We start from the raw sequence: 15,569 nt of genomic DNA on the forward strand, positions 1-15,569 counted from the left end.
TATTTTATTTTTAAGTTTGTTATCTAGTTAAGGGCAATTTTCAATGATTACTTATTTATTTTTCAAAATAGTAACTTTAACTTTATCACAATTATTTTTCACAATTAATTTATTATTGCTTTCAAAATCAAACTGAAGAAATTCATATGTATCAACTGGTTCAACATAATTAATTTTATAATTTTTCCAATTCAATTCATTGTATATCAATGCAATTTGCACAATCATTTGTCCTGGTACAATATGTTGATGCAAAGGATTCTCATCTTTGACAAGTCTCAAATATCGTTCTACATCGTTAGGTAATATCTGTATCATTTTTCACCTTCTCTAAAAACGTTTGCTTAATATATATACATTTAGTCAGATTTTTATTTATTTTCATTTCAAAGCTATATTTGATAAATTGACGAATCCTTTTTTGTTCGATTAATGTTAATTGCACTTGATATATGACATCAATTGCTAAGGGATGATATTGTTCAATTTCTGTTGATTTTAATAGTAACTTACTAGAAATAAACGGTTTGAACAATTCAAATTCGGGCCACAGGCTTGCACAATAAAGTGGTGAAACATCAACGCTATTCGTTTGTGCAAACAATTGATTATAAGCTTCTACATCTTTTTTTGGGAATATCATTTCTCGTTGTTCATGACCATCTTTCAAATAATGTGGCATTGCCCATACCTCCTCCAATACCCATAGTTGCAATTGTCCTATGTTTATGTTCCATATAGAATAGCCGTGTAACAAGTGCAGCACCACTTGCGCCATAAGGATGTCCAGTAGCTATCGCGCCACCATAAATATTTAATTTTTCAGCTGGTACGTTTAAAGCTTGTTGGCTTGCTAACACTTGTGATGCAAAAGCTTCATTTAATTCTATAGCATCGATATCATTTAAAGACAATTGCTGTTTTGCTAATAGTTTTTCTATAGCAGGCACAGGACCAATACCAAGTATATTTGGGTCTACACCTATAGTTACTTGGTCAATGAATGATAATCCACTGTGTATGCCATATGCTTTAGCAAGTGTTTTTTCCATGACAAGTAGTAGTACGGCACCGTCATTTTTCATACAACAATTGCCAGCAGTAATGCTCCCGTTTGGTAATAATGGCTTTAATCGATTTAGCGTTTGTTGCGTTAATTTAGGTTTAATACTTTCATCTTGTTGAAATGTTTCTCCTTTAATCATCAGTGGCGTTATCTCTTGAGTAATCTTACGATGGTTATATGCATCAAGCGTTTTTTGATGACTGTGCCATGCGAATTCATCTTGTTCAAATCTTGATATACCATATCTTTCTGCAACATTTTCAGCTGCTTGTATCATAGATGGATCTTGGCCTTGAGGTGCAAATGATGCTCTTTCATAAAATTCTGGTAAATGTGTGTCATATACAGATTGTGGCCGCTTAATCTTCCAGGGTGCTCTGCTTGTACTTTCCACGCCACCTGCAATGTATATTGATCCTGCACCTGCTTGTATCATGCGACAGGCTTGATTTACAGCCTCTAATCCCGAACCACATTGGCGATCAACCGTCACACCTGGCACTTGTTGATTTAATCCAGCTTCTAAAAGTGCCTTTCGCGCAATATTACCTCCATTTCCGATAACATTACCTAAAATCACGTCATCTATATTATTAACAATTGCAGGGAAGTTATTTTTCAAATAATTGAATAGTGGCTGTAATAATAATTCAGGTTCTAAATGTCTCAATTTCCCACCATACTTCCCAAATGCTGTACGTTTCGCTGCTATAATTACCGCTTCATTCATTTATAATTCTCCTTTTAAATAGCATTGTTTCATACGTTCGCGCGCAATCTTTCCACTTGAGGTATAGACCATTCGCTTTACTTTAACTAGTTTCGATGGTATTTGGTAACGCGCTACATGATGTTTCATAATTTTTCTAAAATCGTTATAACGAACTGTATGATCACCGGTATATAGTAATACGGCAATTTCTCCAAATATAGAATGTTTTTCACTGATAACAACTACTTCTTTGAATAAATTAATGGATTTTGCATGCTGTTCAATTTCAAACGGATAAACATTACGTCCACCAATAATCATACGATCATGCTTTCTACCATGTAAAAATAAATGTGCATGCGCGTCACATGATGCAAAATCTCCTGTTTCAATCCAACTATCATCGCTGACATCTTCATCAACATAACCACCAAATGACATATCACTTCTTATCTTTAGTAGGCCTATACCTGATACGTCAGGCTGTTCAATATTCACGTGCACGTTGTGAAACAATTTGCCAACAGATTCTGGTGGTGCACTATTATTGAAGTTATAACTAATAAAGCTAGCTTCTGATGTCCCAAAGAACTCAATTAGATCACTTTTAGGGAAACATTGTTGAATACGTTGACGAATATGTAAGCCAAGTTTATCCCCAGTACTTAAAATATAATGTTTTCCTTCTATTAAAATTTGAGTTGCAACGCAAGCTTGTATCATTGTTGGCACCATAAAACACGCTGTGTTTACTTTTTGGTGTTGGATTGTCTGCATTAAACGCTTGGCTTCAAAATATCGCTGTCCAATAAATGTTCTACCTGTATATAATGCATAAATACATGCATATAACGATAAAGAATGCGACAACGGACCCGGAGCAACAACTGTATTTATCATTCTGTCAAATAATTGATCATTTTTGGAAAAAGACTTAATCCAAGATAACGCTCCCCTATAATATGCTTTAGGTAAGCCTGTCGTTCCAGATGTAAAAGCGATATGTAACAAATCGTCATCGTCCTTGAAATTATCTTTTTGGGTCACATTATGTATACTTAAATCCTCTTCTTCCATAAGATATTGAACACCGTATTTTTCGACTAAATTGAAGGTTTGCACGCTCGACCATCTATCATCAAAAATACATGGTACACACTCACTTTTTAACAATGCTAAATAAATAATCATTGCCTTCTGCGGATGTCGTGTGACCAATCCTACAATGCTATGTTTAGGTATATTAGAAAATAAGTCACTTTTGTTATTTAATTCTTTAATTAATTCATCATATGTTAATGCTTGTTCATCAAAGCGCAAAGCAACTTGATGCGGTTGTTTCTTAGCGTGATTTTCTATTTTTTCTAAAATTTCCAAATGCAACACCCCTTTGTTAACTTTTATACAAAATATATTAACATTCAGGGCATAGAATAATATAATGAAAACATTTGGTGTCCAATGCCATAAAATTCCCAAATTTTTAATTCAAATTGAGTCATTTTGAATCTTGTTTCCTTAAAATACAAAAAATGGCACAATTCGTGGTGAATTATCCCAATTTTAAGCATATAAAGCTATATTTCTAAATCTTTTATTAAGTAAATGATTAAAAAATATTTCTATTTCCATTAACACTATCGTTGGAATTAATATTGATTAACCAAAGCATCTTGTACCATGTTGACTGTTGTTCCCCTGGAAATGATTGAAAATTTTTAATAGTTTTGCCCTTGGATTATGTGAATCATATTATCAAGAAAACATCGCAGGCCAAAATTAATTTGTAAAATTTCTCATAAAAAAAGAGCTAATCGTTTGAGATTAGCTCTTTTCTATGAGGATGAGATTCATCGTTCACGTCCTCATAGAAAAAACGTTTTATTCTAATACACTACTCTAAATTAGCATGATTACTTTGCATCGTTTCCTCATCGACATTAAGTTCGTTCATTAAATCTAGTACTAAACTATCTAAAAAGACTTGCGCTGCTTGTTCAAACAAACTACCTAAGGGTTGTGCAGATCCTTCTGCATCATATTTTGTACCTGCAGGAAGTTCTATAACAGTGTTGGCCAATGCGCCAATTGCCGAATTTGGATTCGTAGATAATAACACAACTTCTGCATCAACAGATTTTGCTTTTTCAACTAATAATCTCAAGTGTTCCGTTGAACCTGAACCTGAAATGACAATAAATAAATCATTTTCAGTAATTGAAGGTGTAGTTGATTCTCCAACAACATAAGCAAATTTCCCAAGTTGATTTAAACGCATAGCAAAACTATTTGCTACAAATCCAGAACGCCCTTTACCTGCTACAAATACATGTTTTGCTTTAGTCACTTGCGATAAAAAAGCTTGTGTTTCACTATCTCTAACATGAGATAACGTATGATCTAACTCGTCTAAAATCAAACGATAATTTGTAATTTCACTCATCTTATCTACCTTCAATCGCATCTCTACATTGTTTTGCTGCTTCAACTGGGTCATCTGCGTTAGCAATGCCGCCACCAACTACAACTAAATCTGGGTCCTCAGCTACCACTTCTTTAATTGTATCTGGTTTAATACCACCAATTACAGCAACTTTAGATTGATTAATCACTGATTTAACTTGTCTTAAGCTTTCTAATGGTGATTCACCTTCTGCTTGTAAATCATAACCAGTATGCACAGCGATATAATCCGCACCTAATTCGTCTAATTCTTTCGCACGTTTTTGTAAATCTTGTACTGCAATCATATCTACAAGTAATTCTTTATTATTTTTATGTGCTTCGTCTACCGCAGCTTTAATAGATGCATCTTCTGCAACACCTAGGATTGTAACTACATCTGCACCATACTTAACAGCTTGGCTTACCTCATAATCTGCCGCATCCATAATTTTTAAATCTGCAAGTACTTTCACACCATCGATATTATTATCTAAATGTTGAACAGCCGGTAAACCTTCATTAATCACAATAGGTGTACCAATTTCTACAATATCAACATAATCTTTAACTTTATTTGCAAGTTCTGCCGCTTCCTCTTTATTTAATAAATCAATTGCTAGTTGTAATTCCAAAATGATCATCCCTTCTTGATTTAATGATAGGCATGGAAATCATGACCTAACTTACTTTATTTAAAAACTTACGCATAAATGCTTTACCCTTAAAGTCATAATTTAAACTGAGAGATTATAAGCGAGGTGCTGCAGCGTCATCAACGTAAATTTCAACATCAGGATGTGCAAGCAGAATCGTAGCTGGAACCTGTTTATTGACTTCATGCTTAGCTAATTGTTCAATTGCTTCTCTTTTTTTCTCTCCAAATGCTAACAAAATGATTCTTTTCGCTTTTAAAATTGAAGCTAAACCCATGGACACAGCTTGTTTAGGTACTTCACTTTCATTATCAAAATAACGACTATTTGCATTGATTGTACTATCAGTTAAATCCACAACTTGAGTGGTACTATTCATATCAGTCCCTGGTTCATTAAAACCGATATGACCATTTTCACCAATACCTAATATTTGTATATCCATTGGTCCTTTTTGATTGATTAAATCTTCATATCGCTTCGTTTCTTCCATTAAGTTTTCTGCAGCTCCATCAGGAATGTGTATCAAAGATTTCGTAAAATGTGGATAACGATTAAATAAAATATCATTCATATAACGATGATAACTTTGTTCATGCGTCGCAGATAAACCGACATATTCATCTAGATTAAATGTTTCTATTCCAGATACATCTAATTGATTCTTTTGCAGTAAACTAACTAGAAATTCGTAAACTTCTACCATTGTCCCACCTGTAGCTAATCCTAATTTACTATGTGGTTGTTGACTCATTTGTTTAAACAATTCACATGCAACATAAAATGAAGCATATGCACTAGACCCTAAATTTGTGATTTTCATGTTATTGCCCTCCCAAATATATTGAATTTGTCATTAGCTATAAACAAAATGTGAATACACTTCTATTATACGTGCTTTTAATCGTTTTTACAGAAAATCGATATTTGATAAGTTGTAATGATTGTTTAAAATGACTAAAAGTATAATGAGCAGACTAATACATTTTCATCGCTGTTTTTAGTAAAATGAATAGATAATCAAAATTTTATGTATAAATCTAAGTTGAAATTCATTTTTCAGGTAGAAAATGTTTCAAAGTCAGTTTACACTAAAGATTAGACTGATTATTTTTATTAACACTTGTATCGTACAATTTATTGCATAAAAGTATAGGGGTTTGGAATCAAGGAGGCAAAAAGTTTGGAATCAATAATAGATGAAAAAGTACAAACATTACTTTCTTCATATGAAGATAAACCCGTGTATTTACATGTAGAGACGACGAATGGTGCATATGCTGCACATTTTGATCAACGTGTATTTAACGCGGGCACTTTTTTAAGAAATATTCAAATCACTTTTGAGCATGCACAGCTTAAAGGTGGTAATAAAGACCCATATCGTGTAGGTTTAAAACTAAAAGATGGCGGTTGGGTCTACGTTCAAGGTTTAACACATTACGAAATAAATGAGCAAGGTGAATTTCTATTAGCTGGCTTTAACTATGAAGGTCAACTAGCTGCTGCTTTAGAAATAAGCACTCAACCATTTAAATCATAAGGAGGATGAATCATGACAGAGGAAAGCCATGTATTAGTTATTTTTCCACATCCAGATGATGAATCATTCTCATCTGCAGGGACATTGGCACGTTATATAGATAACGGTGTACCAGTCACATACGCTTGTTTAACATTAGGTCAAATGGGACGTAATTTAGGTAACCCACCATTTGCCACTCGTGAATCTTTACCTGACATTCGTGAAAAAGAATTAGAAGCTGCGATGGCTGCCATCGGTATAACTGATTTACGCAAAATGGGCTTACGTGATAAAACTGTAGAATTTGAACCTCACGACGAAATGGATGAGATGGTACAGTCATTAATTGATGAATTAAATCCATCCGTCATCATATCGTTCTACCCTCAATTTGCAGTGCACCCAGACCATGAAGCTACAGCAGAAGCAGTCGTGAGAACTGTGGGACGCATGAAGCCATCAGAAAGACCCCGTCTACAACTTGTTGCATTTAGTAATGATGCGCCTGAAAAATTGGGTGAACCTGACATTCTAAATGAGATCAGTGATTATAAAGAGGTAAAACTTCGCGCGTTTGAAGCACACGCATCTCAAACAGGACCATTCTTAAAACAACTTGCTACACCTGATGTTTCTGGAGAAGCGCAAAGCTTTTTAGAAGTTGAACCTTATTGGACTTATAACTTTGAATCTTAAGTGGAGGCAATATCATGACAGAATTTGATTTATCAACTCGAGAAGGTCGATGGAAACATTTTGGTTCAGTTGATCCAATCGAAGGTACAAAACCAACCGTTAAAGAAGAAATGAAAGATTTGCAAAGTACGAACAAAAACTACTTATTTGAAATTGAAGAAGTAGGTATTAAAAATCTTGTATATCCTGTATTAGTTGACCGTTTTCAAACAGCTGGAAACTTCAGTTTCTCAACAAGCCTTAATCAAGATGAAAAAGGTATAAATATGAGCCGTATTCTAGAAAGTGTTGAAAAACACTATGACAACGGCATTGAATTAGATTTCGATTCTTTGTATCGTCTTTTGCGTAGCTTACAAGAACGCATGGAACAAAATGCTGCTGGCGTTGATGTTTCAGCTAAATGGTTCTTTGATCGCTACAGTCCAATCACGAATATCAAAGCTGTAGGCCATGCAGATGTGACATACGGTATGGCGATAAACAAAGAAAATATTACAAGAAAAGAAATTACACTACAAGCTGCAGTTACAACATTGTGCCCTTGTTCAAAAGAAATCAGTGAGTACTCGGCGCATAACCAACGCGGTATCATTACCGTTAAAGCAATTTTGAATAACGAAACTATTTTAACAGATGACTACAAAGAAAAAATTTTAGATGCAATGGAAGCCAACGCAAGTTCTATACTTTACCCTATATTAAAACGACCAGATGAAAAAAGTGTCACAGAACGCGCTTATGAAAATCCGAGATTTGTTGAAGATTTAATTCGCCTTATCGCAGCAGATTTAGTCGATTTTGATTGGATTGAGGGCTTTGATATTGAGTGTAGAAACGAAGAATCTATTCACCAACATGACGCTTTTGCAAAAATAAAATATAGAAAATAGTAATTATAACTATAAATTAACACAGCAAATCATCAAAAATAGGCTACTTAATTTCTAAATGATATAGAAGTTTAGTAGCCTATTATTTTTTATTCAATTTTTATTTTAATTTCAAAACATTCTCTCAACAATTAAACTTTCCATCCTTACTAAATAATGTTATTTTTCTCCAAATTCATTAGTTAAATTTGTAATAGTAAAATTTTAATGGTTCATTTAAAAATACCACCACTAAATATATCCATCTACAACTAATTATAAAATAATGTATATTAACTGTTAAATTTTATTAATGTTCTATATACAATTTTCATATTAAAATAATTACAGTAGTAGTTTATAATTAATTTTTATTTTGATGTAAGTGGTGAAACCAATAAAATGGATGATACTTTTAAAATAAAACATGCGCAGTATGGCTCTATAAGCCAATTAAGCAGACCTCATTTTCTACATATTTTTTTAGTAACAGAAGGAGAATTTGTGGCTTTGAAAAACACTACTTTCCATCATTTTAAAGTAGGTGACATATTTCATATCCACGACTATGAATCCATTAAACAAATCTCTTTTAACGGTAGTTTAATCTGTCTTTCACTAAATAATTTTTACTATTATCAATACTTCCAGCAACTAAATTTTAACACGTTTAAACATATATCGTTAAAAAAAGAGATACGCCTCAAATTATTAGATATAATTGATACGATTCAACATCAATCTATAACCAATCCGAACAATGCCATTAAAGATTTAATTAAAAGTATAAAATATTCTGAGCATCAAAATTTTCAAAGTTCTGAATTACAATGCAGTTATAAAACATCTTTAATTAAAGATGTCGTACAATATGTTAATACGCATTTAACGACTAAAATTACCTGCAAAGAAATTGCTAATTATTTTTTTGTAAATAATAGCTTTTTATCAAGAGAATTTTCAACATTGATGAACTGTAAGTTATCTCAATATATTACGTCATCTAAAATTCATGCTTCCATATGTGATTTGCTTAATGGTGATCATTTAAACATTGTTCAACAACGCTATGATTTTCGTAGTCAAAATGAATATTGTTATCTGTTCAATAATATTATTGGTTGCCAACCTTCTGATTTTAAATACCATAAGAAACTAGTCAGTAATTCAACATTTAAAATTCTATTTCTATCAACAATTTCAATTTAACGCATAAAAGCAAAATATTAAAAGTGTGGTGACAATATGAATACAATTATTTATGAAGAAAAAAGAGGATTGATTAATAAAGTAGTGAAACAAAATTTGAATCTTACGATTTCTGAGGTAATCATTTTGGATAAATTGCTCTATCTTAATAAGAATAAAATAAATGCCATTGAATTAAAAAAGTTATTACAAGTCCAAAATTCACCTGTTTCTTCACAAATCAACCATTTTATCGAACTTAACCTTTTAAAAAAATCTCGAGATCAATCTGATGAAAGATGTATTTATTTGCATGATATCAAGTTAGAAGAAATTAAACAGCTGATTGAACAGTATCATTTAATAGTTAATTCAATACTTCACAGTACTGCCTAATTAAACCTCAGCAACATAAGAGCGCATATGAAATCAAAGTAATGTTTGATTTCATATGCGCTCCAAAACCCTTTAGATTATGTACATAGTGAGATACAACTTGCATCGTAACCCCTATTCAAAAATGACTTCACATTATTTCAAGTGTTCATACGGACTATTTTTCACAAATGAAATAATTTGATCCACAAATAGTCTTGAACGTAATTGAAACTCCTCGTTATCCAAGTAATACGTGCCATCATCTAATTTATTATAGTCTGTATCATGCGTCGCAATCTGCGTTGGTACTGCGATTCCGAGTAATGAACGTACTATCAAACGTAAATGAGACAATGGTTCAGAGCTTACAATTCCACCACTGTTACCGATTAATCCAACTGGTTTCATTTTAAAATCATCCATTGTTAAATGATCCAATGCATTTTTTAAAATACCAGAATATGACCCATGGTAGTTTGGTGTTCCTAATATAAAGAAATCTGCATTTCGCGCTTTCGTTTGTAATAATGTTAAATTATTTTTATACACTTCACTTGGTGAAGAAACGCCAGAGACATCCAGTTGATGAATTGGGTGTTCCGCTAGATCAAAGATCTCAACCTCAAAATATTGGTCTTCAAAATGACCTTTTAAATAATGAGCTAAAGCATTTGTATGCGAGCCCATTTTAGCACTCCCTATTATGATTAATCCTTTCATTTATCCTTTCACCTCATGCTATGATTTGTTATTTTCTCTAAGTAGTTTCATTATCGCTTTACCAACACCACTTTGTTCATTAGAGTCAGTTTCATATTTTGCGATTGCTTTAACTTCTGGAGCTGCATTCTCCATTGCAACTGAATAACCGACGCGTTCCAACATTGAAACATCATTCATATTATCACCGATTGCCATAACATTTTCCATATCAATATTTAGACGCTCTGCAATCGTGTTTAAAGCAATACCTTTTTGTGCATCTGAATGCGTAATTTCTATATTTCCGCGTGATGAAGAAGAAATTGCCAAACTTTCTGATTTTGCTAATGTTTCACTTACTCGATCAATTTTTTCTAAATCACTATCAAAAGCTAATATTTTCATCACAATTTCACCAGGTGTATCTTGAATTTTGTCATAATTCTCAACTACTTTTAATGTACCGTTATCTATACGTTTTTGAATGCCACTTTTAATTTTTTCTACATCTGCTTCTTGACCAGCACGTTGTGCAATATCAATATAAATCTCTAAGTCTCGTAATGGATTCTCAGTATAGATCCCTAAGTTTGTATACACTTGATAGAAAATGTTTTCTTTATTTAATTCTACCGTAATGCGATTTATGAGTTCTCTATTTAAATTTGAAGTGCTCATAATATTAAATGATTCGTCTCTGACTTCTGCACCGTTCAAACAAATATATGGCACTTTTAAGTCTGTTTGATTGATTGGTGCATTTGCTTCATAAAATGCCCGACCAGTAGCAATGACTACAGTTATGCCTTGTGATTGTGCATATTTGATAGCTTGGATATTTTCTTCTGATATTTCATGTGCAGCGTTTAATAACGTACCATCCATATCTGTTGCAATTAAATTTATCATTGATTTACCTCGTTTCTACTTTATCTCAAAACACCGATTGAATACTCATTTACAAATTGCCATAATTTTGTAACACATTTCATATTTTACCAAATGTTTCACTATTTGTATTATCCTCTGTTCGTATGATTTTCTTTTTTTGTCTAATATCTTTAAAAAATGTCTTCAATAAATGGCTACATTCCTCTGCTAATACACCTGTAGTAACTTTGGCCCGATGGTTAAATCGCGATTCTTGCAACAGATCCATCAAACTACCTGCACAACCACCTTTTAAGTCTTGTGCACCATAGATTACTTCAGGAATACGACTCATGACGATTGCACCTGAACACATTACACAAGGTTCCAAAGTAACATAAAGTTTACAGGACGCTAACCTCCAACTATTAAGCTGTTTTGCAGCTTTTTGAATCGCAATATGTTCAGCATGTGCAGTAGGATCTTGAGTGGATTCTCGTAAATTGTGCGCTCGTGAAATAACTTCATTATCTTTCACGACAATAGCTCCAATTGGTACTTCTCCAATAGCACCAGCTTTCCGCGCTTCTTCTAGCGCAATTTTCATATAAAATTGGTCAGTATACATGTGTCTATCACCTCACATATGGTACAATATTTATTGTCTATTTTAACATTGGAGCGGTAAAAACATGAAAAAACAATTTATTGCTGTTGAAGGGCCGATTGGCGTCGGTAAATCTTCATTAGCACATAAACTTAGCCAGACTTTTAATTATTATGAAGAAAAAGAAATCGTAAATGAAAATCCTTTTCTATCCGATTTTTATGAAGATATTTCCAAATGGAGTTTTCAAACTGAAATGTTCTTTTTATGTAATCGTTACAAACAATTTCAAGATCTTGAAGCAATTTCTACAGGTATTGTAAGTGATTACCATATTTATAAAAATAAAATATTTGCAAATAATACTTTAACACCTTCTGAATTCAATAAATTTTCTAGAATTTATGATATTTTAACTGAAGATTTAGAAATGCCAAATGTGATTATCTTTCTAGATGCAGATTTAGAAATATTGAAAAAGCGTATCGCGTTACGTAATCGTAGCTTCGAACATCAGATTGAAGACGACTACTTACTTAATTTAAAACGTGATTACAATGCTTATTATCGTTCGTTAAAAGCAGATGGTGAAAGTGTCATTCGAATAGATACGACTGATTTAGATTTTATGAAGCAAGAAAATGATTATAATTATATTTTAGATTTAGTGCAACCATTGATTGGAGGAAAAGATGATGAATAAATACGGTATCCCTCAAGATGCTGTGATAACAATCGCTGGTACAGTCGGCGTTGGAAAATCAACATTAACGAAAGCATTGGCACAAAGATTAAATTTTAAAACATCGTTTGAAAATGTAGATCATAACCCTTATCTAGATAAGTTTTATCATGATTTTGAACGTTGGAGCTTTCATCTACAAATTTATTTTTTAGCAGAGCGCTTCAAAGAACAAAAACGTATGTTTGAATATGGCGGCGGCTTTATCCAAGATCGCTCTATATACGAAGATGTTGATATTTTTGCTAAGATGCATGAAGAACAAGGGACAATGAGTCCAGAAGACTTCAACACATATTCCGAACTATTTAATGCTATGGTCATGACACCATACTTCCCAAAACCAGATGTACTTATCTATTTAGAATGTGATTATGATGAAGTGATTGATCGCATCAAACAACGTGGTCGACAAATGGAAATTGAAACAGATCCAGAATATTGGAAAAAATTATTCAAACGATATGAAGATTGGATTAGTGAATTCAATGCGTGTCCAGTTGTAAGAGTGAACATCAATGAATATGATTTACATGCAGATCCAGAATCACTAAATCCTGTTATTGATAAAATCCGTCACATTATTGAAACTTATAGAAATGTAGATCAACGATAATACGTTTGTTGCTTAAAACATTTACAAAATCAAGAATAGTACCATATAAAACAGATTTTGTAATGTAGAACAAAACACAGGACAACAATATCTTTTGAAAGAAATCAATTCTTTCCTGCACGCACCATCAAGTTAACCCATTACCTGAGCTTTCGCTCATGCATAAGTCCCACTAACCCAACAAGTTGGGAAGTGTTTTAAAGGTTTACCTGAGCCATTGCTCATGCATAAGTCCCACTACCCCAACAAGTTGGGAAGTGTTTTAAAGGTTTACTTGAGCTTTCGCTCATGCATAAGTCCCACTAACCCAACAAGTTGGGAAGTGCTTTAAAGGTTTACCTGAGCTTCTGCTCATGCATAAGTCCCACTAACCCAACAAGTTGGGAAGTGGGACTTTATTCAATATGTTTACGATAAATAATCTTTTCTATCTCGTCTTCATCTACATACTTACTATAATAATATTCATCAGTTTGGTCGAGACCAAATGTACTTGCTTTATCTTCGTCTTCAGTACCTATATATAATTGCCCCTCTAAGTCTTGATATAAATCAAAAATAGCACCACTATATCTCGCTTCTTGATATAGTTCATAAAGTTCATCAACATCATCTCTCGCTACATGTTTATAATATAATGTATGTGCAGCGTGACGATGCGTTTGTGCTTCAAAACCATGTTCCGTAGCTCGTTCATCCTCAGTGACTAACAATACTTCATTACTTACAATTTCTACAACTTTATATGTTTCACCGCGATAATTTGCATATCTTCCATCAATCATTCAACCACCTCGTTTACGTTTTTTTACAAATAGAGACTAAGACATAATGGATTCGTGCCAGCCCAATCCCATATTGACAGTAGGTGATTGAACTGAAAATGCGCTTTAAATCAAGTTTTTTCAATTCTAGCCATACTTGCCAAGGTGGAACGACGAAATCTATTTAATAAAATTAGATTTCTGTCCCGCTCCTATATTTTGTGGATTAGTCCTATTATTATAATATGTCCACTACACTATTTGCAGTTTCAAAAATATAATCCGCTTTAGTAAATGATTCTTTTAAACCAACACCTGTTAAAACTGCAACTTTCAACCCTAATTTAGCATTGATGCCAGTTTGGATATCATTCGCAGTATCACCGATAATGGCTACATTTTCAGGTTCTACATCATATCTATAAAAAAGTGGATTTAGCACTTCAGGATTTGGTTTTTCAACGGCATCCGCTTCAGTAGAAATCACAATATCGAAGTAATGGTCGAATTGCGTGTATTCCAAGAATTGTTCTACCCCTCTTTTAGAATCACTTGTCACAATACCTAGTTTGTAACCTCTTTGCTTTAACGTATCTAATGTTTCACTGATGCCTTCAACTAAAACATTTTCTGGCACCCTATTATCGACGAGCACTTGACTTCTTTGTTGAGCCCAACTTGTTACATCTTGATTTGCAATTTTACAAAATGCCTCAATCATTTCATCTAATGCGCCTGAAGCCATAATCGTACCTGGTTGAATTTCACCATCTATAACACCTAAATACGCGTAACCTTCATCTATATCGTCAATTGCATCCTTATATGTTGCCATAAAATCATCAACGAGTTGCAATCCGATTTTCATCCAACTGCGATCAAAATATATGATTGTGCCATCTTTATCAAATAATATCCATTCCATGTTTTAAACAGCTCCTATGTTTAACAATATGTATCCCTCAACTTACTACTTAATTTTAATATAAAAATCGTTCCTAAAACAAATAACTCAACTAACATACTGACTGTGAACACCGTTTAAAATCCTAATATTTAGGTTATGAGTTATAGTAATACCATAAAAGAGGTGAATAGTTTGGTACCTAACCCTAATGGTCAAATCGAAACCATTTCTTGCGACAGTGATGATTCAATTCCAAACAACCCTAAATATGCCGTACTGCTATATAAAAATGTAATCAAACAAGAAGAAAGTCCTCTAGATATTTTAAATAAAAACAATTGGTCAAACGCTTGGCGTAGCGGCATATTTCCAGTACATCATTATCATAGCAATACACATGAAGTCCTAATTGTCGTTTCAGGAAATGCCATCGTACAACTAGGTGGTGAATTGGGGCCTCATGTAGATATTCAGCAAGGCGATGTCATTATCATACCAGCTGGTTATGGTCATAAACGAGTTCACAGTTATCATAATTTTGCAGTAATAGGTGCTTATCCAAATGGTCAAGATTATGATTTTTGTACTGGAAACCCTGACGAATGGCCACAAAATATAGAGAACATCAAAAACGCAAGTTTACCTGACACAGATCCAATATATGGCAAAGATGGCCCGCTATTTAAATATTGGCATTAAGTTAAACCATCGCAGACTGTCTGTTAATAGTTTTCAACAAAAAAGAAGGAGCAAGACGCTGAAATCTTTAGTAACGTGAGATTTCTGACTTGCTCCTTTTATTGTGCTGTTTATTGTTATCTTTTGG

20 protein-coding genes are annotated in these 15,569 nt (G+C 33.2%); 8 read left to right on the forward strand and 12 right to left on the reverse strand.

The annotated features are described in order from the left end of the window. Positions 1-51: 51 nt before the first annotated feature. The 7 genes from KA883_RS10155 to KA883_RS10185 form a co-directional block, all read right to left on the reverse strand. On the reverse strand, positions 52-318 hold the full coding sequence (locus KA883_RS10155) for a hypothetical protein (RefSeq protein ID WP_046207265.1): 267 nt from the start codon (positions 316-318) through the stop codon (positions 52-54). Next, a complete protein-coding gene (locus KA883_RS10160; RefSeq protein ID WP_046207264.1) occupies positions 299-682 on the reverse strand; it encodes a hypothetical protein in 384 nt (127 codons plus the stop codon). Before KA883_RS10160 ends, KA883_RS10155 begins: the two co-directional genes overlap by 20 nt. Beyond that, complete coding sequence (locus tag KA883_RS10165; protein WP_046207263.1) at positions 654-1,796, reverse strand: thiolase family protein; 1,143 nt, start codon at positions 1,794-1,796, stop codon at positions 654-656. Before KA883_RS10165 ends, KA883_RS10160 begins: the two co-directional genes overlap by 29 nt. Next, complete coding sequence (locus tag KA883_RS10170; RefSeq protein WP_348634419.1) at positions 1,797-3,164, reverse strand: AMP-binding protein; 1,368 nt, start codon at positions 3,162-3,164, stop codon at positions 1,797-1,799. 508 nt (positions 3,165-3,672) lie between these two features. Then, positions 3,673-4,221 carry a 6-phospho-3-hexuloisomerase gene (hxlB, locus tag KA883_RS10175; RefSeq protein ID WP_046207261.1) on the reverse strand — a complete coding sequence of 183 codons (549 nt, stop codon included), beginning with the start codon at positions 4,219-4,221 and terminating at the stop codon, positions 3,673-3,675. A 1-nt stretch (position 4,222) separates the two neighbouring features. Further along, positions 4,223-4,855, reverse strand: coding sequence for a 3-hexulose-6-phosphate synthase (gene hxlA, locus KA883_RS10180; RefSeq protein WP_046207260.1), 633 nt, complete (start codon positions 4,853-4,855; stop codon positions 4,223-4,225). A gap of 115 nt (positions 4,856-4,970) precedes the next feature. Further along, the gene (locus tag KA883_RS10185; protein ID WP_046207259.1) at positions 4,971-5,699 is read right to left on the reverse strand and encodes a glucosamine-6-phosphate deaminase; all 729 of its coding nucleotides are present in this window, start codon (positions 5,697-5,699) and stop codon (positions 4,971-4,973) included. 360 nt (positions 5,700-6,059) lie between these two features. Between KA883_RS10185 and KA883_RS10190 the strand changes: the two genes are divergently transcribed. The 5 genes from KA883_RS10190 (at position 6,060) to KA883_RS10210 (ending at position 9,553) form a co-directional block, all read left to right on the forward strand. Beyond that, positions 6,060-6,419, forward strand: coding sequence for a YojF family protein (locus KA883_RS10190; RefSeq protein ID WP_046207258.1), 360 nt, complete (start codon positions 6,060-6,062; stop codon positions 6,417-6,419). A 12-nt stretch (positions 6,420-6,431) separates the two neighbouring features. After that, positions 6,432-7,097, forward strand: coding sequence for a bacillithiol biosynthesis deacetylase BshB2 (gene bshB2, locus KA883_RS10195; RefSeq protein ID WP_019468220.1), 666 nt, complete (start codon positions 6,432-6,434; stop codon positions 7,095-7,097). 14 nt (positions 7,098-7,111) lie between these two features. Beyond that, positions 7,112-7,990, forward strand: a complete 879-nt coding sequence (gene folE2 / locus KA883_RS10200; RefSeq protein ID WP_046207256.1) for a GTP cyclohydrolase FolE2 — start codon at positions 7,112-7,114, stop codon at positions 7,988-7,990. A 381-nt stretch (positions 7,991-8,371) separates the two neighbouring features. Then, the gene (locus KA883_RS10205) at positions 8,372-9,178 is read left to right on the forward strand and encodes a helix-turn-helix transcriptional regulator (protein ID WP_046207255.1); all 807 of its coding nucleotides are present in this window, start codon (positions 8,372-8,374) and stop codon (positions 9,176-9,178) included. Positions 9,179-9,214: 36 nt separating this feature from the next. Next, positions 9,215-9,553 carry a transcriptional regulator, SarA/Rot family gene (locus tag KA883_RS10210; RefSeq protein ID WP_046207254.1) on the forward strand — a complete coding sequence of 113 codons (339 nt, stop codon included), beginning with the start codon at positions 9,215-9,217 and terminating at the stop codon, positions 9,551-9,553. A gap of 135 nt (positions 9,554-9,688) precedes the next feature. Here the strand turns inward: KA883_RS10210 and KA883_RS10215 are convergent, their stop codons facing one another. The 3 genes from KA883_RS10215 to tadA all read right to left on the reverse strand — a co-directional run bounded on the left by KA883_RS10215 (position 9,689) and on the right by tadA (position 11,735). After that, positions 9,689-10,255, reverse strand: a complete 567-nt coding sequence (locus KA883_RS10215; protein WP_046207253.1) for an NADPH-dependent FMN reductase — start codon at positions 10,253-10,255, stop codon at positions 9,689-9,691. Between the two features lie 18 nt (positions 10,256-10,273). Beyond that, positions 10,274-11,146, reverse strand: coding sequence for a Cof-type HAD-IIB family hydrolase (locus KA883_RS10220; RefSeq protein ID WP_046207252.1), 873 nt, complete (start codon positions 11,144-11,146; stop codon positions 10,274-10,276). A 79-nt stretch (positions 11,147-11,225) separates the two neighbouring features. Continuing rightward, the gene (gene tadA / locus KA883_RS10225) at positions 11,226-11,735 is read right to left on the reverse strand and encodes a tRNA adenosine(34) deaminase TadA (RefSeq protein WP_046207251.1); all 510 of its coding nucleotides are present in this window, start codon (positions 11,733-11,735) and stop codon (positions 11,226-11,228) included. A gap of 64 nt (positions 11,736-11,799) precedes the next feature. Between tadA and KA883_RS10230 the strand changes: the two genes are divergently transcribed. Continuing rightward, positions 11,800-12,417: a deoxynucleoside kinase gene (locus KA883_RS10230; protein ID WP_046207250.1), complete on the forward strand. Its 618-nt coding sequence runs from the start codon at positions 11,800-11,802 to the stop codon at positions 12,415-12,417. Next, positions 12,410-13,072, forward strand: coding sequence for a deoxynucleoside kinase (locus KA883_RS10235; protein ID WP_040029931.1), 663 nt, complete (start codon positions 12,410-12,412; stop codon positions 13,070-13,072). Before KA883_RS10230 ends, KA883_RS10235 begins: the two co-directional genes overlap by 8 nt. Before the next feature lie 395 nt (positions 13,073-13,467). Here KA883_RS10235 and KA883_RS10240 read toward each other — a convergent pair whose 3' ends face one another. Both KA883_RS10240 and KA883_RS10245 read right to left on the reverse strand, forming a co-directional pair. Further along, positions 13,468-13,857 carry a hypothetical protein gene (locus tag KA883_RS10240; RefSeq protein ID WP_046207248.1) on the reverse strand — a complete coding sequence of 130 codons (390 nt, stop codon included), beginning with the start codon at positions 13,855-13,857 and terminating at the stop codon, positions 13,468-13,470. A 217-nt stretch (positions 13,858-14,074) separates the two neighbouring features. Continuing rightward, positions 14,075-14,761 carry an HAD family hydrolase gene (locus KA883_RS10245; RefSeq protein ID WP_046207247.1) on the reverse strand — a complete coding sequence of 229 codons (687 nt, stop codon included), beginning with the start codon at positions 14,759-14,761 and terminating at the stop codon, positions 14,075-14,077. 165 nt (positions 14,762-14,926) lie between these two features. Between KA883_RS10245 and KA883_RS10250 the strand changes: the two genes are divergently transcribed. Continuing rightward, positions 14,927-15,442, forward strand: a complete 516-nt coding sequence (locus tag KA883_RS10250) for a cupin domain-containing protein (protein WP_438873268.1) — start codon at positions 14,927-14,929, stop codon at positions 15,440-15,442. The last annotated feature ends 127 nt before the right edge of the window (positions 15,443-15,569 follow it).

It is taken from the genome of Staphylococcus sp. GDY8P54P, assembly GCF_017892645.1.
Taxonomy (GTDB): domain Bacteria; phylum Bacillota; class Bacilli; order Staphylococcales; family Staphylococcaceae; genus Staphylococcus; species Staphylococcus ureilyticus.